A 21,277-nucleotide genomic window follows, 5' to 3' on the forward strand; every position below is an offset into this window, starting at 1 on the left:
ACAAAATCATGAAACAGCATAAAGTCCTTGCCTCTATTCTTGCAGCAGCGTTGCTGGCCGGTTCGGCCGGCAACCTGCAGGCAGGTAACGAAGACCGCGCCGGACAGGCCGGTGCCAGCGAACTGCTGATTAATCCCTGGGCTCGTTCCTCAGGTTGGGCCGGTGCCAATACAGCCGGTATCCGTGGCCTCGAAGCCATGTACTTTAACGTAGCCGGTACAGCTTTTACCAAGCGTACTGAGCTCATGTTCTGCCGTACAAACTGGCTTTCAGGTGCAGGTATCAACATTAACTCGTTTGGTTTTACCCAGCGTGTGGGCGAAACGGGTGCGATTGGCCTTGGTGTGATGTCGATGGATTTCGGTGATATTCCGATTACCACCACCGATCTTCCCGAAGGCGGTATCGGTACATTCCGTCCGAACTTTACCAATATTGGTCTTTCGTATGCAAAAGGTTTTTCTGAGAATATTTATGGTGGCATCGCCATCCGTGCTATTTCAGAATCAACTGCCGATGTGGCTGCACGCGGTGTTGCGCTTGACGCCGGCATTCAGTATGTAACCGGTAAATACGAGCAATTAAAGTTCGGTATTGCACTTCGCAACGTGGGTCCCCGCATGCGTTTCAGCGGCGACGGCCTTTCGTTCCGTGGTGTGGCTCCGTCAGGAACCTACTCAATGACCATTGAGCAGCGCTCGTCAGACTTCGAATTGCCTACCCTTATTAACATTGGTGGTTCATACGATTTCTATTTCTCGAAAGACAGCACCTCGATGAAGAACAACCGCATTACTGTGGCTGGAAACTTCGTATCGAACTCTTTCCAGAAAGACAATTACCGTGTGGGTGTGGAATACGCATGGCGCTCTATGCTTATGATCCGCGCCGGTTACGACTATGAAGCCGGTATTACCAAAGATGAAACCCGCACCACCGCTTTCACCGGCCCTTCTGCTGGTGTTACGGTAGAACTTCCGTTCTCTAAGCGCGGTTCAACCTTTGCAGTAGATTATTCTTACCGTGCTACCAACCCGTTCAACGGTGTGCATAGTTTCGGTGCCCGAATAAATCTCTGATCGGTTTACCAGAAAAAGTACAACGGCATCCCTGTTTTTTCAGGGATGCCGTTTTTTTATCCACTTGCCAATCGTTACATGCCGGATGTGCGATTGTGCTTGTAATACGGATTTCAGTAAGTTTTATTTGTAGTGTTGATTTGCTGATACGCATTATCCCCGCTTCGTGCTTCATCCCTGTGGCCATCCCCGGCCGGTTTATCCCCAAAGCTGATTATCCAGCTGTTTTTCATCCCCGCTTTAGTTGTTAGCTGCATCTGAAACAGATCATTTGATCAATGCGCTGATTTATCACTCATTAACTTTTTGAGCGTATGAAGCTTTATTACCCAATCACACTCGCCTTTATTTTTATGGCGTTAACGGCCCGCTCGCGCGAGACAGGAGCCGGAAGCAACAGAATGCCTGCACAAACTGTATCACCCGAAAGGGTGGCCGCATCGTGTACACCGGCATCGGCACAAACAGATCTTGATATAAACAATGTGCGCACCACAATTTACAATGGTGGTGATATGTGGTGGGATCTGACCAATTCACCACGCTACGAAATCCCGAAGGGAAGCCGCGCACATTCGTCGTTTGCATCGTCGCTTTGGATTGGCGGACTTGATGCAGGCGGGCAATTGAAAGTGGCTGCACAAACCTACCGGCAGGCCGGAAATGATTTCTTTCCCGGCCCGCTCGATAATAATGCGGCCACCGAAGCCGACATTTGTACACAGTTCAATAAGATTTACGAATTATCGCGCAAGGATGTAGAAGATTTTGCGGCGTGGTGCGCCGATCCTTTATCGTTTCCGGGCTATACGCCTCCCGCATCCATTGTAAACTGGCCCGGCAATGGCAACATGGCACTGGGACAACTTCAGTTTCTGGCTCCGTTTGAAGACAAAAACGGAAACGGAATTTATGAATGGGAACAGTGCGAATATCCTGCATTCAATTTGTCGGGGCTGCCCAACTGCTCGAAAAATCAGCTCTACGGCGATCAGAATTTATGGTGGGTATTTAACGATCGCGGCAACGTGCATACACAAACCGGCGGCGAAGCCATTGGTCTCGAAATTCGTGCTCAGGCGTTTGCATTTGGTACAAACGATGAGATTAATAACATGACTTTTTACACGTATCAGATCATTAACAGAAGTAATATCCGACTCGAAGAAACTTACTTTGGTCAGTGGGTTGATTCTGATCTGGGCTATTTTAAAGATGATTATGTGGGTTGCGATGTACAGCGTGGTTTGGGTTATACCTACAACGGTGTGGCGAATGATGGAGGAAGTGCGCAACCTTCACTTGGTGCATATGGCGCAAATCCTCCGGCCTTTGGCCTCGACTTTTTCGAAGGCCCGCTTGCTGATGAGGGTGATCAGATAGACAATGATCGCGACGGTAGTTTTGATGAAATCGGTGAGCAGCTCATCATGTCGAAGTTTGTATATTACAACAACAGTGAAGCTGTAACCGGCGAGCCGCAGAATGCAACCCATTATTACAATTATCTGCGCGGTTTCTGGAAAGATGGCACGCCGATTACTTATGGCGGCACTGGCTACGGCGGTTCGCAACTTGCCAACTTTATGTTTCCGGGCAATACGGACCCGGCCAATGCTATTTCACAATGGACAGAAGTAACGGCGGGTAATACGCCCGACGATCGTCGTATGCTTACTTCTGCGGGGCCATTTACACTGGAAGCCGGTGAAGTAAATTACATTACAGTAGGTGCTGTGTGGGCACGTGCATCATCAGGCGGTCCGATGGCTTCAGTTGAGCTGCTGCGTGTAACGGATGATAAAGCACAAACACTGTTCAATTCCTGTTTCCGCACACTCGACGGGCCGCGTGCGCCGGATATGAATATTCAGGAACTTGATCGTGAAATTGTAATTTATCTGAACAATTCGCCCTCAAGCAATAATTATCTCGAAAATTTCAGCGTGTCGGATGCGAATATTGTAGCCTATCATAATCTCGTAACACGTTACGGCGGCACCGGGCTTGATACCACATACAACTTTGAAGGCTATCAGATTTTTCAGCTTAAAGATGAAACGATAAGTCTTACGGATGTATATGATACCGACAAAGCACGCCTGGTGGCGCAGTGCGATGTGCGCAACGGAGTGGCACAGCTGGTAAACCGTAACCTCGATGCTTCGTTGGGAATGGAAGTTCCGGTTGATATGACCTTGCGCGCCGACGATAAAGGTATTCAGCACTCCTTCAGCATACGCGAGGATGCTTTTGCAAGCGGAGATCGCAGGCTGGTGAATCATAAAACATATTTCTACACTGTAAGGGCTTATGCCTATAACGAGTATCTGAAATATCTCGAAGAGTCGTTTGATACGCTGAATCCGAACAAGCCTTCTAATTTCGGTCAGAAGAAACCCTATCTGGCCGGACGAGGAAATATTGTAAAATATTCAGCCATCCCCCATATTCCCTCGCCCGAACTTGGTGGCACCAGTCAGACTTCACTTTACGGTTCGGGCCCTGAAATAACGCGTGTGGAAGGCTGCGGCAACGGAAGTCAGATAATTGATCTCACGCTCGAATCAGAACGCCGTATCTTAAATGCGGTTACGGTTAACAATGGCGGAACCAGTCGTGCCGATACAATTACCTATGCAGCTGGCAGAGGCCCTGTAAACATAAAAGTGATTGATCCGCTGAATGTGCCTGAAGGTGATTTTGAACTGCGGCTTATCCATAATCCGTATTCAAAATATTCGGTGACTGATACGGCCCGCTGGGAGTTACGCCAGACTACTCCGGTAAACAGGGTAGTAGCAGTTTCCGACCGTGCAATTTCAATGGCCAGTGTGTTTGCCAACGAACAGCTGATTCCTGATCTGGGCCTTTCCATTACAGTAAGTCAGGTGCAGGATCCGGGACTACAGCGTAACCCCGACAAAAACGGTGTACTTGAAGCGACAATTACATTCAGCGATGAAACCAAACGCTGGTTGAGCGGAGTAAAAGACCGCGACGGGCAGCAGCCGGGCAACTGGATCCGTTCGGGTAATGTGCGTGGCGATACCACTGATCCCTGCCGCATCTTTTGGGACGATGAACGTCAGTTCAATTACAGCGGTATCTGGTTTGATGAAAATCAGGAATTTGAAAAACTGATTGATGGCACCTGGGCGCCCTACCGGATGTGTGCGCTTAACCCGCAGCCTTCGGCCGTATCAATATGCAACCCTGCCGGTCCGGTATTAAACAACGGTGTTGCACTTAGTGCAAACAAGCTGGAAAATACGGCCAGCGTGGACATTGTGTTTACCAACGACAAAACGAAATGGACACGCGTGCCAGTATTTGAATCGGGCCCGGTAAAACAAATGAATCTGGGCCAGCGCGAAGCCTTTACCTTGCGTAATTCGCCCTCGGTGGATAAGCAGGGCACACAGAACAATGCCGCAGAAGCCGGCCTGATCAGCAGCACAGGTATGAGCTGGTTTCCGGGTTATGCTATAAACGTGGAAACCGGCGAACGCCTGAACATGGCCTTTGCCGAAAACACCGCATTAACAGCCGAAAACGGCCGGGATATGCTTTGGAATCCGAGTGCAAACGAACTCACTCAGTTTAATGAGGTGCTCTGGGGCGGAATGCATTATCTCTACGTGTTCGGGCACAATGGAAACCGTGTGTTCAGCAATGTGGATCCTGCGCTTGACGGAAAGCCAAGCGATATGCCGGCGTATGACATGGGCAAAGCTATGGTGGATATTATGCAATCGGCAGTAGCCAACACCTATCGCCGCGAAATTTGGGCCGATGCCATGTGGGTGAGCATACCGATGCTGGCTTCTAACTTTGCCAACCATCAGTGGAACTATGCCGGTTCGCCGCTTCCGTGCGATGCCCGTGTGCGCTTACGGATGGCGCGCCCCTACAAGCGTTTCTACAACGGAATGAATCCGGCAGGCGGAAACATCATTCTGGCTGCCGACAGCGCCGGAGCTTCACAGCCCGTGCAGAACAAAAACAACCCGATGTATGTCTTCAATACACGCAACCTGAAAGTGGCCACCCAAAACCACCATGCAGCGGTTAATGCGCTTGATCTGATTAATGTGGTGCCCAATCCGTATTACGCTTATTCGGGTTACGAGAAAAATCAGCTCGATAACCGGGTGAAGATTACCAACCTGCCCGATAAATGTAAAATCAGAATTTACACGGTGAGCGGAACGCTTGTGCGAACTTATACAAAAGACGATTCGCAGATTACTTCACTCGACTGGGATTTGAAAAATCAGGCCGGTATTCCGCTTGCCAGTGGTCTATACATTATTCATGTAGAAGTGCCCGGAGTAGGTGAGAAGATTCTGAAATGGTTTGGTGTAATGCGGCCAATTGATTTGGATGCGTATTGATGTTAATGTGTAAGTTGTTCTAAATCAGTATATTAATTATTTATTAAGGTGAATTTTGCAACCTTCAGGACTTGATTTTTTTACCTGAATCCGTATATTTGTAAGAAGAAGAGAGTCCCGGCGTACCAAACGCCGGGATTCTCTTTCTGTTTTGCAACGAGTTACTCACATACACGATAAATAGTATGTCACAAATTACTTATGTTACCGAAGAAGGGCTTCGCAAGCTGAAAGATGAATTACACTTTCTGAAAACCAAAGAGCGTTCAAGTATTTCGCGCCAGATAGCAGAAGCACGCGACAAGGGCGATCTTTCTGAAAATGCGGAATATGATGCGGCAAAGGAAGCACAGGGATTGCTGGAACTGAAAATTTCGAAACTGGAAGAGTTGGTAAGCAATGCCCGTATTGTGGACGAAAGCCAGCTTGATACTTCAAAAGTGCTGATTCTTTGCAAGGTAACGGTGAAAAACACCAAGAACGGCGCAAAGATGAGCTATACACTGGTGCCCGAAAACGAAGCGGATCTGAAGTCGGGAAAAATTTCAATCAATTCGCCGATTGCCAAAGGGCTTTTGGGCCGTAAAGTGGGCGATGTATGCGATGTAACCGTGCCTTCGGGCATGATGCAGTTTGAAATAGTTGATATTTCGCGCTGATGGCTTCCATTTTCACCCGCATTGTAAATGGCGAAATTTCATCGCATAAAGTAGCTGAAACCGCCAACTGCCTCGCGTTTTTAGATGTGTTCCCACTGGCAGCCGGTCACGTGCTGGTTATTCCTAAGCAGGAAACCGACCTGATCTTTGATCTCGAACCGGCCCAGTACACCGAATTACATCTCTTTGCCAGAGATGTGGCAAAAGCCGTTAAAAAAGCAATTCCCTGTCGCCGTGTAGGCGTGGCCGTTATTGGCCTTGAAGTACCGCATGCACATATCCATCTGGTGCCTTTAAATGAAATAAACGACATCAATTTTACCCGCGAAAAGCTGAAACCTACACAGGAAGAACTTGCCGAAACCGCCCGTAAAATAAGCGAAGCCTATCTGGCCGGATAATTCACCGCATACTGCCAAATCATTACAAAGGCTGTTTCCCCAACGAAACAGCCTTTTTTGGTGTTTGCCGTTCAGTACAACTTTCACTGAAACAATTTACCCGCTTACTTGACATCAGCCTGCTTCCTGCGTATCTTTATACTTCAATAACCCCTATGAACAATCATATTATCCGCCGGTTTGAATTGGAATTGCAGGTGCCCGACAAGACGCACGGCCTTGCGCTTCAGGATGAAATCCTGAATGGATACAAAGAACAAATTATTCAGTCTGTTTCTTCCGTGCTCGATGAGTTTGCGGGACCAGATGAGTTTCTCACCATTAACCGGCTGGTTATTGATACCGGGCAATTTTCAGAGAGCCGGTTTCATGAAATGTTTATCGGGCAGCTTCACGAAGTACTTTATACACAACTCGAAAAGCTGACCAATGAAGCACGGCAAAATCCCGGCGAGGAAGTCAGATTTTCCGATACCGATGCACATGGAAACAGCATAGAAGTGGCTCTGCAATTGAAAAGTAAGGCCCGCAGTACACAGGAAATTATTGCGTTCTGGCTCCTTTACGGGGCGTTGCCCTGGCAATCCAGCCAGCATAACCGTATAGAAGAGCTTGTAACGTCAACTGAGGGATCAGCAGCTATGCCCGCGCTGCTTGCCGAACTTGCCAGGCAGCGTCATTACAGCGGGTTCAGGCGTTTAGCGTTGCAGCTCAGGCTACCCGCGCTGCTCTGCTTATTTGCCGAAGAGCGTATGCGCCGAATAACCGCATTGCTGCATAAATACATCAGCAACCGGGCCGGCCTGCACACCGCTGCCGAGCTTCTGGCCATGCTGCTATATATACAAGCACAATGGCCTGCGGCTTCGTGGCCGGAAATACTTGCCTTGCTGCGGCAGGAAGTAACGCAAACACCAGCACCTGTTTATGCACACATAATGAAGGTGCTTTTTGATGACCCTTATTCACAGCGAGCTGCGCAAGACCAGCTCAGCCGGCAACCTTTGCAAATACCCTCGTCGGCACTATCACCTGCCGAGCAGGCTGAGCTGGCTCAGGTTATTGTACAAACCGCCACTCACGCCGACAGCCAAAAGACTGAAATACTTCAGCAACTCAGGCAGCAGCACAGCACACATACCTTACCCGACAACGAATATTTACTCGTACAAAATGCCGGGCTTGTGCTGTTGTTTCCGTTCATCAGCACCTTTCTTACCCGCACCGGCCACCTTCAGAATAAAAAGTTTGTGAGCCAGGCCGCACAGGCCGAAGCCGCTGTTTTGCTTCAGCTGCTGGTATGGGATAAAAATAACGAAGCTGAAAACACTGATCAGTTCGAAGAATCGCAGCTTCTGCTGAATAAAATACTCACCGGCCTTTCGCCCGATGCGCCCTTGCCTGCGCTGCATCAGTTTGATCCCGCACAGCTGCAAACATATCTCGAAGAAGCAGATAATGCCGTGGCACAGGCCATAAAATCATGGGAACTTCTCAAACGCACTACCGTGCCGGCCTTCCGGAAAATGTTTCTTCAGCATGAGGGCAAACTGAAAAGCAGTACCGATGGCTGGGATTTATTTATTGAACGTGACTCGTTTGATGTGCTTATTGATAAATTGCCCTGGCCCATTTCAATAATCCGGTATCCATGGACGGAAAAAGTCGTGTACGTAACGTGGTAATTGCCGGGTTATTGTGTAGTTTGAAAATCGGAATCATATTCAATTGTTTGTATGATTAATTTGAGAAAAAATGCTAAATAATCTTGATTTTGTTGTGCGTTTTAAATACATTTGGAGAGCATAAATTAATCAATAAGCCTAAATATTAACTAACCTCTTTTCGCCCCCAAACACACTATCTGTAACCCCGAAGTATCTCCTGATACTTACTGTTGCAACCGCAACTGCTCCCGTTTTTGTTTAATGATTTTACGTTCTGGTCTTCTCGCCGAAGACTGTGATACATTGTGCATATCCCCTAATGTAAACTGCATTATGCCTGTATTAACTAACCTCGTTCGCTCACTTACAAAGTATGAAATCCGTATGGTCCGTTCCATCATAGCGATGAGCGGTAAACGTGAAAGTTCAAAAAGAGATCAACTGTTTGAAAAGTTGCTGACCGGAATAAATGATGAGCAGGCTGCTCAGCAAATAGGGTATAAACACGCACGCATATCGGCGTATATTAACCTTAGTCAGCGTTTGCAGGATGATATTCTGAATGCGCTGTTGCTTTGTGAGCAGAGCAATGACGAAGAAATGCCTTTTTTGCAGGCGCAGTCAGATTGCCGGCGGGCTTTGCTGCATGCCGGATTGCTGCAGTCGCGAAGTTGTTTTGAGGAGGCGGATGCCATGCTTGAACGAACGCTGCGCACAGCCAGAAGGAGTGAGTTGTTTGCCGAACAGTTGCTGCTCAACGACCTTCGCCGAAATACGCCGCAGGTGCAGCAAAACCCGGAGCTGTTTAACGAAATAAGCACTGAAATTCGCCGGCTGCATGCGTTGCAGGCCGATGTGCTGGGCGCGAGGCAACTGCATTACGAAATGCTTTCACCCGGGCTGATCTGTTCGGTTTCAATGGCCGATTTTCAGTCGAAAGGCATGCAGCGATTGAATGAACTGGGTAAGCGCATCGGTAAGGGTTCATCGGTACGGATGAATTTTTACTACCAGCTTTCGGCAATGAATTTTTACTACACGATTCGCAGTTTTGATGAAGCCGCTAAACATGGCGGGGAATTACTCAAACTCATTGAATCAAACGCCATGCTGCATACACAAAGCAACGTAACCGCGGTGTGTGTTGAACTTGCGTCTATATCGCTGGCACAGGGGCAGCACGCGGCGGCAGCTGGTTTTGCTGAACAGGCAATGGATAATGCGCCTTCAGCTCAGGAACAGTATCTGCATGCTGCACGTATGCTGGCTCTGGCACATTTCAGAGAGGCAAACTATACCGCCGCCGCCAATACCATTTCGCAAACACTCAATACTGCCAAAGTGCGTCAATTCCCGCTTCCCGTGGCCAGGCTCGAATTGTTGCATGCGGCAGTGGCTTTGCAGGAAAAAGCCTACCATTCAAGCGCAAAACTGCTTGCCCGCTGCGGCGAACTGATGAACGACTACAAAGGCTGGATGGCCGGCTTTTTCCTTACCGATATGCAGCTCAACCTCGAACGCGGAATGCTTGATGTGGCCAGCCACCGGCTTGACGCATTCCGCTATTCGGTGCGACGCTTTGAATTGGATAAAAATCCGAACGATAAACGATTGGTTACCATTCTTCAGCTCCTGCAAAAACTTGTAAGGCTAAACCTCGGCTTTGACCAGCTTGATAAGCAGGAAGCCGAGCGCATCAGCCTGCTCCGCCAGAATGAAAATGATTTCTGGTGGAACCCCGCCGGTTACGAACTTATCCGGTTCGACCAGTGGATTACACGTTGCTATGCATAAATTATTGCTGAAAATTTCCCCGCTCATTGTTGTATATTGCGCTTCAACTGACCCTTCTGTCGAACCGGAAACGAACAGAACTGTATGACTATATTGATAAAACCTTTTGGTGAGAATAGTTGTGAAGATGAAAAACGATTGCTGGATAATAACTATGAAAAATATTATTTCCGCAACCGCCGGTTTGAAAACAAACTTCTCGACCGGAATACTTACCTGATTGTAGGCCGCCGGGGAACCGGCAAGTCATCGCTCATCGAATATTTTTCATTTGCTGATTTGCACGGGAAACACTTTCGCTGTATTGATGTAAACGAACCGCAGCTTTATCAGGTTGTACTCGAAAAAGTGGCAAGGCTGCTCGAAGAAAACACGCTCCACACAACGCATAAAACACGGCTCATCTGGAAGTACGTGATCTGGGCATTGATTTTCCGCGAATATACCGGGAAAGACGATGATATACGTATTGCCGACTTTATGGATGTGACTGATGAGAAGAAAAACACGCCTTCGCGCATTGTACTGAACATCATCCAAAGTCTGGTTACAAAATTTACCGGAGCAGAAGGCATTGAAGCCGTGTTTGATACCATCGAAGACAAGCTCAACTCCGAAGTATTCCGCCGGGCACAGGAAGCTGTACTTCGTTATTCAAAAAACGATGAGGCGGTTATTGCCATTGACTCCATTGAAGATTATCCCACCGGTAATTCAGCAATGATGGCGGCGATTTCGGCATTGATTGAGTTTGCTTCCGAATTCAACGGTGATTACAGCTATCGCGGACTTCATCTGAAAGTATTTATGTCGGCCGAAGTCTTTCCGCATTTGCTGGCATCAGTTATTCCCAACCCGCTCAAAGTAGTGCGTGATCCGCTGGTGATGCACTGGCGGCCAAAGGAACTTTTGCGTTTTGTATGCTGGCGCTGGTACATGCACCTGCGCGAAACTTCGCGCTGGAAAGAAGGCGACGTGGTTGATTTTGAGCGGCCTGCCGATGTGATGAAGAAAATTTGGGAACCCTATTTCGGGAAAGAACTGGTTAACGGAGCCGGCGTGCGCGAAAATTCGTTTGCCTTTATTCTCCGGCACACACAACTTCGTCCGCGTCAGCTGGTAATTATCTGCAACAAGTTCTTCAACATCATCAGCGATAATCATTATTACTCCGACAACCCCTCGCGCGATGCTGCCAGTTCGGTTGATTCGGTGCAATCACTGCTGGCTACGGAAGTCATCAACTCGTACAAAAAAATTCACCACAACGCCGATAAAATACTCAATGCGCTTACCGGTTTGCCCATGATGTTTAAAGGAAAAGACCTTGACCGTGTGGCACGTGTTACCAGCTCGCAGTGGGAAAACGAAGAATATTCGCCCTATAATTTCCGCATGTTGTGTGCCGAACTTGGAATTATTGGCCGTGTGCGCCGTTACAATGAAGCATCAGGCGTAATTGAAGCGGATTTCGAATATTTTAATGAGGATAATCTCATTCTTACCGACCGCGACGACTGCGTATTTCATCCGTTGTTCTTTCAGCGCTTCAATGTGCAGCATAATATTCCGAACGCAATTGTGTATCCGTTTCCCGATCATCCCGATTATCAGTTGTAAACGGATATTGCTTCGTACTTTTGCCTGATGGCCGAGCGCACCGACTTTTTTGCCGACATTGTTTTGCCGCTGGCGTTGCCCAACCTGTTCACGTATCGTATTCCGAAAAGCATGAACGGAAGTGTGGTGCCGGGCATGCGCGTAGTGGTACAGTTTGGCAAAAGCAAACTTTATGCGGCCGTGGTGTGGAAAGTACATGAAAATGCACCAAACTACACCGCTAAATACATTGAACACATTCTTGATCCGGAGCCGGTGGTTACTGAAAAGCAACTTGAGCTTTGGGAGTGGATGTCGGCCTATTACCTCTGCTCGCGTGGCGAAATTCTCATAGCGGCGTTGCCTTCAGGGCTGCGTCTCACCAGCGAAACACGCATCCTGCTCAATACCGAGCAGACTGAATCGCGCGAGGGTTTGAGCGACGAAGCGTTTGTGGTACTCGAAGCACTTGATGTACGGCAAACACTTACGCTCGAAGAGCTTTCAGCCATCCTCGACCGAAAAACCGTGTATCCGCTGGTGAAGGAGCTTATTGCAAAAGGCTTCATCCGCGTACACGAAGAACTGCAGGAGCGCTACCGGCCGAAGATCGAAAGCTTTGTGCGACTTGCCGATGCTTACAACAATGAAGACAAACTCCGCGAGGCTTTTGATGAACTAGAGAAACGTGCATTTCGCCAGCTCGAAGTGCTCATGTCGTTTATCCGCCTCTCCGACCGTTATGCATCGCCGCGCGAATTTGTAAAACGCACACAGCTTCTTGAAGCGGCTAAAGACAGCAGCGGCGGTGCTTTGCGCGGGCTCGTTACACGCGGCATTCTTGAGCAGCACGAGCTGGAAGTATCGCGTCTGCTGCGTGCTGAGAGCGAAGGTCGCCGCATTTTCCTGAGCGATGAACAGCAAAATGCGCTGCAACACATACGCACCACATTTGAAACATTGGATGTAGTGTTGCTTCACGGCGTTACGTCGAGCGGAAAAACAGAAGTGTATATCCGCCTCATTGCCGAGCAGCTTGAACAGCAGAAGCAGGTACTTTATCTCCTTCCCGAAATTGCACTCACCACGCAGCTTATTGTGCGTTTGCAAAAACACTTCGGCGAAAAGGTATTTGTGTATCACTCCAAATACAGCGAGCAGGAAAGGGTAGAAGTGTGGCAGCACATTCGTAAGGGCGGGCCGGCTGTGATTATCGGTGCGCGTTCGGCCTTGTTTCTTCCGTTTGAAAAGCCGGGATTGATTATTGTGGATGAAGAACATGATTCGTCATACAAACAGCACGAGCCTGCGCCCCGCTACAATGCGCGTGAAACGGCAATCTGGCTGGCACGGCTGCATGGTGCAAAAGTGCTGCTGGGCTCGGCCACACCTTCGGTAGAAACATTTTTTCTTGCCAAACAGGGGCGCTATGGTTTGGCCACACTAACCGGCCGCTTTGGAGGTACGGAGCTGCCGCAAATTGAAGTAGTGGATACAAAAGAGCTGGCGCGCAAAAAACTTATGCAGTCGCACTTTTCGCCGCAACTCATTGAAGGCATTCAGCAAACACTTGAGCGTGGCGAGCAGATAATACTTTTTCAAAACCGCCGTGGCTTTGCACCTTCCATCGAATGCCAGAGTTGCGGACATGTGCCGCACTGCATCCGTTGTGATGTGAGTTTAACCTACCACAAAGTATCCGATCAGCTGCGCTGCCACTATTGCGGCTATACCACACCACCGCCCAAACAATGCGAAGCCTGCGGCGATACCGATTTGCGCATGCGCGGCTTTGGTACGGAGAAAATTGAAGAAGAGCTTTCGCTCATTTTTCCCACTGCACGCATTGCACGCATGGATTTAGATACCACGCGTGGCAAAAATGCTCTGCATCAGCTTGTGGCTGATTTTGAAAATCGCAAAATAGATATGCTCGTGGGCACGCAAATGGTGACCAAAGGGCTCGACTTTGGGCACGTGGCACTTGTGGGCATTCTGCACGCCGATCAGTCGCTCAATTTTCCCGACTTCCGTGCCTGGGAGCGAAGTTTTCAGCTCATGGCGCAGGTGGCAGGCCGCGCGGGTCGCAGAAGTACGCAGGGGCGCGTAATCATTCAAACTTTCAATCCGCGCCATCCGGTTATTGAGCAGGTGGTGGCGCATGATTATATCGGGTTGTATCAGCAGCAACTTGCCGAGCGGCAGGAGTTCTCATATCCGCCTTTTCATCGCCTCATCAAACTCACACTCAAAACAAAAGACGAACATCTGCTCATTGCCGCTTCTCAACATCTGGCCGGTCAGTTGCGTGCCTACTTTGGTGCCCGCGTGCTGGGCCCTGAGTTTCCGCCGGTGGGGCGCATCCGCGATGAATACCTCAAAAATATCATGCTCAAAATTGAGCGCGAAGCCAACTCGGTAAAAGTAAAACAAATCATCGCCAACGAACTACTGAACATGCGCGCACACCCCGATTTTAAAAAAGTGCGTGTGGTGGCCGATGTGGATCCGGTGTAATTGAACCGAATGTGATACTAGTTCTAAATATTTCGGATTCATTATTTTTGTATCAAAATCCTTAATTACTCATGAAAAAAATAACCCTATCAATCATTCTAATTACGCTCTGGCTGTCAGCATTCGCTAATTCTAACCCCTCATTAATTTCGGGGTATATGCAACTTAATAATCAGTTTAAACCAGTCAGGAGTTATGGAATTGGTATGTCATTTCCGATTCTCAAAATAAATGAAAAACTGAGTATTACTACTGGAGGAGTCCTTTATTTTGGAGCAAGATCCGTTGTGACTGATTCATTGTATTATCTTCCGAATAACCAGTTTGCGCAATTGGTTGAGGTAACACGTAAGGGGCTTACTTTCAGAGCTAATCTTGAAGCGAATTATTATTTCATAGGTGATCCGGAGGTTGAATTCGGAGTCTATGGTTTTGCGGGGTTCGGTATTTTTCGCACCTGGTTAAAAACCAAAGAAATAGATAATTATGATCAAAACGCGATGCGTTTGCTCACCAATACTTCAGTGGGCGAAACAGTTGTAAGCGATTATACCATGCTGAGTCTGGGGGTGGGAGGAGAATATCAGGTTACTGATTACGTAGCTGCTTTTGCTGATTTACGCTTAATCAATCCAAGAGGTAGTTTTGGCTCAGCTGATGATATTTATATTAAGCGATACAAAAATTCATTCACTTTCGAGTTCGGACTTTGCATAAAAATGCTTTGAGAAAAATGGTAATGGAGCAAAAATTAGTTGATGACGTTCTGTTTGCCAATTCGTAATATTCAGATGTAATTCAGAAGAGGAGGCAAGTTCTGCTGGAGAGTAACTTGCCTGCAATATGGATTACTGGTTTAGGCAGAAGTCCCGGAGTACTTTTCCGGGACTTTGCATTTCAGCCTTTGCTACCAATGGCAAAAACGCATTTGTTCTTGAAGTATAGATACCCTCGGATATAGTTTTTACGGTAAGATTTCTATTTTCGTAGTAAGTATCTCCACGCATGTCACGCAGCGCCCCCAAGCTAAGTCAGTACAAAGCCAATGAACTATTTAAAAAGGGCTTGGTGCTGGCATTCAGCAAAAAGATAAAGCGTCGCAATCACAAAAAAGTATTTCAGCTATGGCTCGAAGCTGCAGAAAGCGGACATGTGCGTGCGCAGTTTTATACGGGTACATGCTACGACTTTGGTAAAGGCACACCGGTAAACCGCACACTAGCTTTATACTGGTATCTGAAAGCCGCACGAGCCGGGCATCGTGATTCGCAATACAATGTGGGCTTTTTTTACGGGCATGGCGTGTTGGGAAAAACAGATCATCGTAAAATGGTATTTTGGTACACCAAAGCGGCAAATGCCGGCCTTTTCGATGCCCAGCGGGATCTGGGGTATTCATACTTCTATGGTGAAGGTGTGAAGCAGAGCGATGAGCAGGCGGTGTACTGGTACAAAAAGCTGCCCGTCAAAACGATAGCAAAGCAATGTATAATCTTGGGTTATGTTATTTATATGGTGATGGTGTAGCCCGGTCTGAGCGTTGGGCAAGATTTTATATGACAAAAGCGGCACATTACGGACATCCGGTAGCGAAACGCAAACTAAAAGAGTTTGATGAGTAAAGTAAAACGGCCCCGTGTTTGTGCAGAGGCCGTTGATGATTTTACAGGTGGAATGAAAGAGTGAGAATGTATGAGCAATTATAAAATAAAATCGGCTTGTTCTTTCAATGATATTTTCACCTGCTTTTGTCCGAGTGTTTCGAGATATACCTGAAGGCCTTCTTTGCGGGCAATTTTCATCGGTTCGGTAAAGTCAGAATCTGCAGCCACAAGTACTAATTTATCAACCGTGCGGCGGTAGGCCATCCAGGCAATGTCAAGTCCGATTTTCATATCCACCGATTTTTGCTTGAAATCGGGCAGCAGCGGACCATCTGTTTTTTTCGGATCCACTTTCCAGCCGTCGAACGATAATTCGCCAAGCCTTAGTGAAAGCTGCGGATACGTGCGAAGGTGAAGATGCAACGAATTGCACGATTGGAAAATGGTGGTTTTCGAAAAATCAATGCGTGTGCCGTCGGGCCGCATCTGCACATCGCCGTAAGGGCGACAGTCGTAATAATAAATTCGGTGCAGAATATCTTTGCCAATATCTCCGGTTTGCTGCTGCACTTTCTGCATTAGTCCGTCGATAAAAGCAGGAATGTCCTGAATTTGCGGTGCGCGTTTGTACTTGGCTTTGTAACGGTTTTTAAAGAAACCTGCGTCGATGAGAATGGCCACTTTGTAACTGGCATACATGGGAAATAATTGTTAAATGAATAAATTTTGAACAAGACATAACAGAAAATCTTAACCTATTGCGTAAAAAGAAAGCCGCCTCAGCCCATTATGCACAGACTCAGGCGGCAAGTTTAAATGTCAGCCTACTGACTTAGCGGATAAATGACACCACAAAAGTATATCCTCCCACCAACCTTTTCCAAATCCCCCCTCACTTTTTATCCCCTTCATCCACTAACTATTTCATTTTCAATTAATTTATTTTTCATCAACTCACGATTAAATTTACTTACAATCGCTTGTTGTCGTTTATGTGTAATTGAATGAAGGTTTGCAGGTCTTTAATCACTCAAAAAGTAATTGAGCAGCAAGTAAAGGTAAGCCTGATTAATGGCTTTGTTTCAACTCCTGTCTCAGTTGCTTTGATGTTTTCCGGCTTCCGTCGTGGCTCCAGCCTGGAGGGCCGAAAATGTAACCCAGCCTCTGTTTCAGCGTGAGTTTTTGCTTTTGATCCTGGTAAATATCTTTCCATTCGTGCACAACCGTGTTGAACGGATCGTAGGCATTGGGCAGATTTTTGGTAAGTCCGTAGCGAACCGGTTCTTCGTCACGTTCTTCCGCAAAAGTGCCAAACAAACGATCCCAGATGATAAGTACCATGCCCATGTTTTTATCAAGGTAAGGTACGTTGGAGGCATGGTGTACGCGGTGATGCGAAGGCGTGGAGAGAATCCATTCAAACGGTCCGAGCTTGCCTACGAAACGTGTGTGAATGAGAATGCCGTAAATCTGCGTGATTGCATACATAAGCATCACATCTTCCGGCCTGAAGCCAAACAGCGGAAGGGGAATAAACCAGATGAAACGGTAAAGCGGCTGAAACACGGAGGAGCGGAACCCCACGGTAAGGTTAAATTCTTCTGACGAATGGTGTGTAACGTGAACGGCCCAGAACAACCGGCAATAATGATCGACGCGATGAAGCCAGTAAAAAAGAAAATCTTCGGCAAGCAGCAGGGCGGTCCAGTAAATCCACGGTGTGTTTATCTGAACAACGTTATACTGCATAAACCAGCCCAGAAAGAGCAATACAAAACCGCGGAGCAGCAGATCGAGTCCGAAGTTAAGTGCCGAAAGCCACACGTTCATCAGCGTGCCGCGTGTAGTGTAGTAATGGCGGTTATGAAAATAGTTCAGCAGCATTTCACCCACAATAAAAACAAGGTAGAGTGGGGTGGAAATCATAAACAGGAGTTGCTCACGCACTAATTCCATGCCGCAAAAGTAATCATTCGTTATGCTTGGGCGTGAATTAACTGAGCAAGATCTTGTTTTAGGGCCATTGTGGTTTCATAGCCGCTCTCAAACAATTTTTCGGCCGATTTAAGTTCAAGCAGATTTACGTGTGCACAGGCTGGCGGTTCAATGAAAATGTCCCAGAGCGGTCGTTTTTGCTCGGTTTCGCGGCGTATTACCAGTTTGATGCTGCGGTCCACAAGTTGCATACGGCCTATTTTATTGCGGGTGGGCAGAATCGGGTTTACATTCACGGCAATAATTTTATGGCAACGATTCCGCAGCAAATCGGCCGGGATATTGTTCAGCACGCCGCCATCCACAAACACGCGGCCATCAATTTCAACCGGCTTAAACAACACCGGAATGGCCGATGAAGCACACATCGCCGGTACCAACGCTCCGCTGCTGAATACTACTGATTCGCCTGCATGAATATCGGTAGCCGGAATGAGCAGCGGAATGTGAAGGTCTTCAAAGCGATCGGGCAGGTATTGGGCAAACAGTTTTTGCGCACGCCCGAAGCTGAGTATGCCCGGCTGCTTACCCCACATTGAAGCCCATCGCCACACACTGTATTTGCGTATGAGTTTAAATGCGTCTTCGCCTGATTTTCCCGAGGCAAAAAACGCACCTGCCACCGCCCCTGCACTGGTGCCGGCAATGATATCCACCTTCACATTCAATTCTTCGAGCGCCTTTAACACACCAAAGTGCGCAAATCCGCGCGGGCCGCCGCCACTAAGTACTAAGCCAATCTGATGTTCGGGTTGCATATTTTGTAAAGTTAGGCAACTTCATCATTCATTAATCCCATAAAAAAACGACAGACCATTTACAGCCTGTCGTTTTTCAATCAATCCTGAAAATTACTTTTTACCCTTTTTTGCTGCTTTTATTTTTTCCAGCAGTTCTTTGGTTGCATCTGTTTTTTCGCCTTCTTTTTCGCCCAGCTCAATGGCACGTTTGGCCTGTTTTTCAGCCTCGTTGTAGTTGCCGGTTTTGTATAGCAGCGCGGCATACGTATCTACCAGTGCATACGAAGCTTCTTTCTCAGTTGCTTCTTTCATCCAGCCGGTGGCTTTTTTCAGCACATTCATATCGTCGCATTCTTCATACAATGTCCAGCTTACAAAGTTAGCAGCCGAAGGATTTTCGCCGGGCTTTGCATATTCCTCAAATGTGGCGGCATACTTTTCCCAGTTTTTGGTGGCCTGATAATACGTGGTTTTAAACGAGAACACGATGTCCTTATCGCCAGGATACAACTCGTTTACCTGCGTCATAATTTTAGTAAAGGCGGCATCGTCTTTGGCTTCACCGGCTGCTTTTACCCGGCTGAGCAGAACCTGCTGCACTTTATTGTCCACATTATATTTACCATACAAACGTGCATACGCTGCGCGGTTGGCCAGCAAATAATCAGCATGCTTCTCGCTGAGCGGGAAACGCCACATTACACTCCAGGCCACTTCCGAAAGCAGGTTTGTCTGGCTGTCGAGAAATTTGGCAATTTCTTCTTCCTGTGCGGGCTTTCGTTCTTTCGACGGGCCAAACGCATTTTTGTAAAACTCAGGGTAGCCTGGATCAAGCGCTGCACTGAGGCCGGGGCGTTTTTCCTGTTTGGCCGGGCTCATGGCGTTTTGAAGTTCGGTCACAAAATCGGCTGGTTCGCGGAAGCCTACAATGGTGTACACCAGTTCACCTTCGGGCGAAAACACAATGTAAGTAGGAAAGCTGGCAATATGATATTTCATGCTCAGCAGTTTTCCTTCTTCACGCTCCATATCGCGCTGTACAGAAATAAAGCGCGTGTTGAGCAATTCGGTTACGGCTTTATCCGGGAAGGTTTGTTTGTCCATCACCTTACACCAGTAGCACCAGTCGGTAAAGCCGTCGAGGAAAATATATTTGCCTTCGGCTTTTGCTTTGGCACGTATTTCGGTCCAGCTTCCGGTGCTGAAGTTAATTCCGCCACTTGCATAAGCGGCAGTGCTGCATAAGAGCAGGAAAAGGAAAAATTGTTTTTTCATAGATGATGTATTGAGCAGTTAAATGAATCAGCCGTTGATGGCTGATAACGGAAATGTTTCTTTTACACGAATTCCTTTTTCGGTAGCCACCACCGTGCAGCATTCATTTGCGGCATCGTGTTCGAAAAAGAGAATGTATTCTTCGGCGGCGGCTTTTGGAAGGAATGTTTCCTTTTCCTTCAATGTAAGCAGCGGCTGTGTATCATAAGCCATAATCCACGGCAGCGGCACGTGTGCCACGGAGGGAAGCAGATCAGCCATAAAAGCAACGGTTTTTCCTTTGTAGCGGATGTGCGGAATCATCATATCGCCGGTGTGGCCGTTGGTAAACCAGGCGGTAAAGCCGGGCAAAAGTTCATCGCCTTCTTTGAAAAATTTGAGCTGACCACTTTCTTCAATGGGCAGGATGTTTTCTTTCAGAAAACTGGCTTTCTCGCGGGCATTGGGTTGTGTGGCCCATTTCCAGTGCCCTTCATTGCTCCAGTAAGTGGCGTTGCGGAAAGTGGTGGTGAGTTTGGAGCGGTCGCCGTTGTAGCGGATACTGCCTCCGCAATGATCGAAATGCAGGTGTGTGAGAAACACATCGGTCACATCATCAAAGCTGAAACCTGCGGCATGAAGCGATTTTTCGAGGCTGGCATCGCCGTGCAAAAAATAGTGGCCGAAAAATTTCGCATCCTGCTTATCACCAATGCCGTTGTCGATGAGTACGAGCCTGTTGCCGTCTTCCACCAGCAGGCAGCGCATGGCCCATGAACACAGGTTGTTTTCATCGGCCGGATTTTGTGCACTCCAAAGACTTTTGGGGACCACGCCGTGCATGGCGCCGCCGTCAAGCTTAAAAAAACCGGTATTTATGGTATGTAGTTTCATTGTGCGTAATCAGTTTGCCGGAGGTGTATTGTCTTGTCTGGGTGCCCAGCGATTGATGTCATCACCCGCTGGAGGTTGTTGCCAGCCCGGCTGCGGCGGTGTCCATTGCTGGTTAGAAGCAGGCGGCGGTGTCCATTGCGGAGCGGGCGGCGGTGCCTGTTGCTGCGGAGGCTGAGGCGGTATCCATTGCTGATTGGGAGCCGGAGGCGGATAACCACCGGTCTGCCAGTTGTAGTTGGGTTGCGGCTGCGGCGGTTGCTGCATGGCGGAGGGTTGCCAGTTTGCAACCGGTGTTGCACTGCGTTCGTTTTTCTGGCCGAAGAAAATAACCGACGAAATGATGGAAAACGTAAGAAAGAAAAGGCTCACCAGAAGGCTTATCAGCCCGGCGCCAAATGTGCCTGAAGGTTCAGTATCATTAAAATAAAGCGATGCACTTTCGGAAGGCGGGCAATTACATTCCGCATTCATCATAAATATGGAGCATCCCAGACAAATGAGGCTGAAAAGGATACCAAACAGCGATAGTGTTTTCATTCAATCAGCAATTGAGTGTGCAATTTACGCAAAAAGCGGCGTTAATTCCGACCTTACTAATTGGGTTATTTTTATCAAATACTGATTACTGACTAAATAATCAGTATTTTTGTAACCGGTGAATCATTCGCGTACACGTA

At 47.8% G+C, this 21,277-nt stretch carries 16 protein-coding genes; 10 read left to right on the forward strand and 6 right to left on the reverse strand.

Annotation, left to right across the window (positions count from 1 at the left end):
* Window positions 1-8: 8 nt before the first annotated feature.
* The 10 genes from IM638_19685 to IM638_19730 all read left to right on the forward strand — a co-directional run bounded on the left by IM638_19685 (window position 9) and on the right by IM638_19730 (window position 15,640).
* Window positions 9-1,079, forward strand: a complete 1,071-nt coding sequence (locus IM638_19685; GenBank protein MCA6365264.1) for a PorV/PorQ family protein — start codon at window positions 9-11, stop codon at window positions 1,077-1,079.
* Between the two features lie 314 nt (window positions 1,080-1,393).
* A complete protein-coding gene (locus IM638_19690; protein MCA6365265.1) occupies window positions 1,394-5,476 on the forward strand; it encodes a T9SS C-terminal target domain-containing protein in 4,083 nt (1,360 codons plus the stop codon).
* A gap of 185 nt (window positions 5,477-5,661) precedes the next feature.
* Entirely contained in the window at window positions 5,662-6,135 is a 474-nt protein-coding gene (gene greA / locus IM638_19695; protein MCA6365266.1) for a transcription elongation factor GreA, read from the forward strand.
* On the forward strand, window positions 6,135-6,536 hold the full coding sequence (locus tag IM638_19700; protein ID MCA6365267.1) for an HIT family protein: 402 nt from the start codon (window positions 6,135-6,137) through the stop codon (window positions 6,534-6,536). Before greA ends, IM638_19700 begins: the two co-directional genes overlap by 1 nt.
* A gap of 155 nt (window positions 6,537-6,691) precedes the next feature.
* On the forward strand, window positions 6,692-8,221 hold the full coding sequence (locus IM638_19705) for a hypothetical protein (GenBank protein MCA6365268.1): 1,530 nt from the start codon (window positions 6,692-6,694) through the stop codon (window positions 8,219-8,221).
* 315 nt (window positions 8,222-8,536) lie between these two features.
* The gene (locus IM638_19710; protein ID MCA6365269.1) at window positions 8,537-9,997 is read left to right on the forward strand and encodes a hypothetical protein; all 1,461 of its coding nucleotides are present in this window, start codon (window positions 8,537-8,539) and stop codon (window positions 9,995-9,997) included.
* 84 nt (window positions 9,998-10,081) lie between these two features.
* Window positions 10,082-11,617 carry a hypothetical protein gene (locus IM638_19715; protein MCA6365270.1) on the forward strand — a complete coding sequence of 512 codons (1,536 nt, stop codon included), beginning with the start codon at window positions 10,082-10,084 and terminating at the stop codon, window positions 11,615-11,617.
* 27 nt (window positions 11,618-11,644) lie between these two features.
* Window positions 11,645-14,113, forward strand: a complete 2,469-nt coding sequence (gene priA, locus IM638_19720) for a primosomal protein N' (protein MCA6365271.1) — start codon at window positions 11,645-11,647, stop codon at window positions 14,111-14,113.
* A gap of 71 nt (window positions 14,114-14,184) precedes the next feature.
* The gene (locus IM638_19725) at window positions 14,185-14,841 is read left to right on the forward strand and encodes a hypothetical protein (protein MCA6365272.1); all 657 of its coding nucleotides are present in this window, start codon (window positions 14,185-14,187) and stop codon (window positions 14,839-14,841) included.
* A gap of 277 nt (window positions 14,842-15,118) precedes the next feature.
* Window positions 15,119-15,640, forward strand: a complete 522-nt coding sequence (locus IM638_19730) for a sel1 repeat family protein (protein ID MCA6365273.1) — start codon at window positions 15,119-15,121, stop codon at window positions 15,638-15,640.
* A gap of 173 nt (window positions 15,641-15,813) precedes the next feature.
* Here IM638_19730 and IM638_19735 read toward each other — a convergent pair whose 3' ends face one another.
* The 6 genes from IM638_19735 to IM638_19760 form a co-directional block, all read right to left on the reverse strand.
* Window positions 15,814-16,416, reverse strand: coding sequence for an NYN domain-containing protein (locus IM638_19735; GenBank protein ID MCA6365274.1), 603 nt, complete (start codon window positions 16,414-16,416; stop codon window positions 15,814-15,816).
* A 369-nt stretch (window positions 16,417-16,785) separates the two neighbouring features.
* A complete protein-coding gene (locus tag IM638_19740) occupies window positions 16,786-17,673 on the reverse strand; it encodes a sterol desaturase family protein (GenBank protein MCA6365275.1) in 888 nt (295 codons plus the stop codon).
* Between the two features lie 20 nt (window positions 17,674-17,693).
* On the reverse strand, window positions 17,694-18,470 hold the full coding sequence (locus tag IM638_19745) for a patatin-like phospholipase family protein (GenBank protein MCA6365276.1): 777 nt from the start codon (window positions 18,468-18,470) through the stop codon (window positions 17,694-17,696).
* A 93-nt stretch (window positions 18,471-18,563) separates the two neighbouring features.
* A complete protein-coding gene (locus IM638_19750; protein ID MCA6365277.1) occupies window positions 18,564-19,727 on the reverse strand; it encodes a DUF255 domain-containing protein in 1,164 nt (387 codons plus the stop codon).
* A 27-nt stretch (window positions 19,728-19,754) separates the two neighbouring features.
* Window positions 19,755-20,600, reverse strand: coding sequence for an MBL fold metallo-hydrolase (locus IM638_19755; GenBank protein MCA6365278.1), 846 nt, complete (start codon window positions 20,598-20,600; stop codon window positions 19,755-19,757).
* A 9-nt stretch (window positions 20,601-20,609) separates the two neighbouring features.
* Window positions 20,610-21,137 (reverse strand): hypothetical protein, encoded by a 528-nt coding sequence (locus IM638_19760; GenBank protein MCA6365279.1) that lies wholly within the window; start codon window positions 21,135-21,137, stop codon window positions 20,610-20,612.
* Between the last annotated feature and the right edge of the window lie 140 nt (window positions 21,138-21,277).

It is taken from the genome of Bacteroidota bacterium (assembly GCA_020402865.1).
Lineage (GTDB): Bacteria > Bacteroidota > Bacteroidia > Palsa-965 > Palsa-965.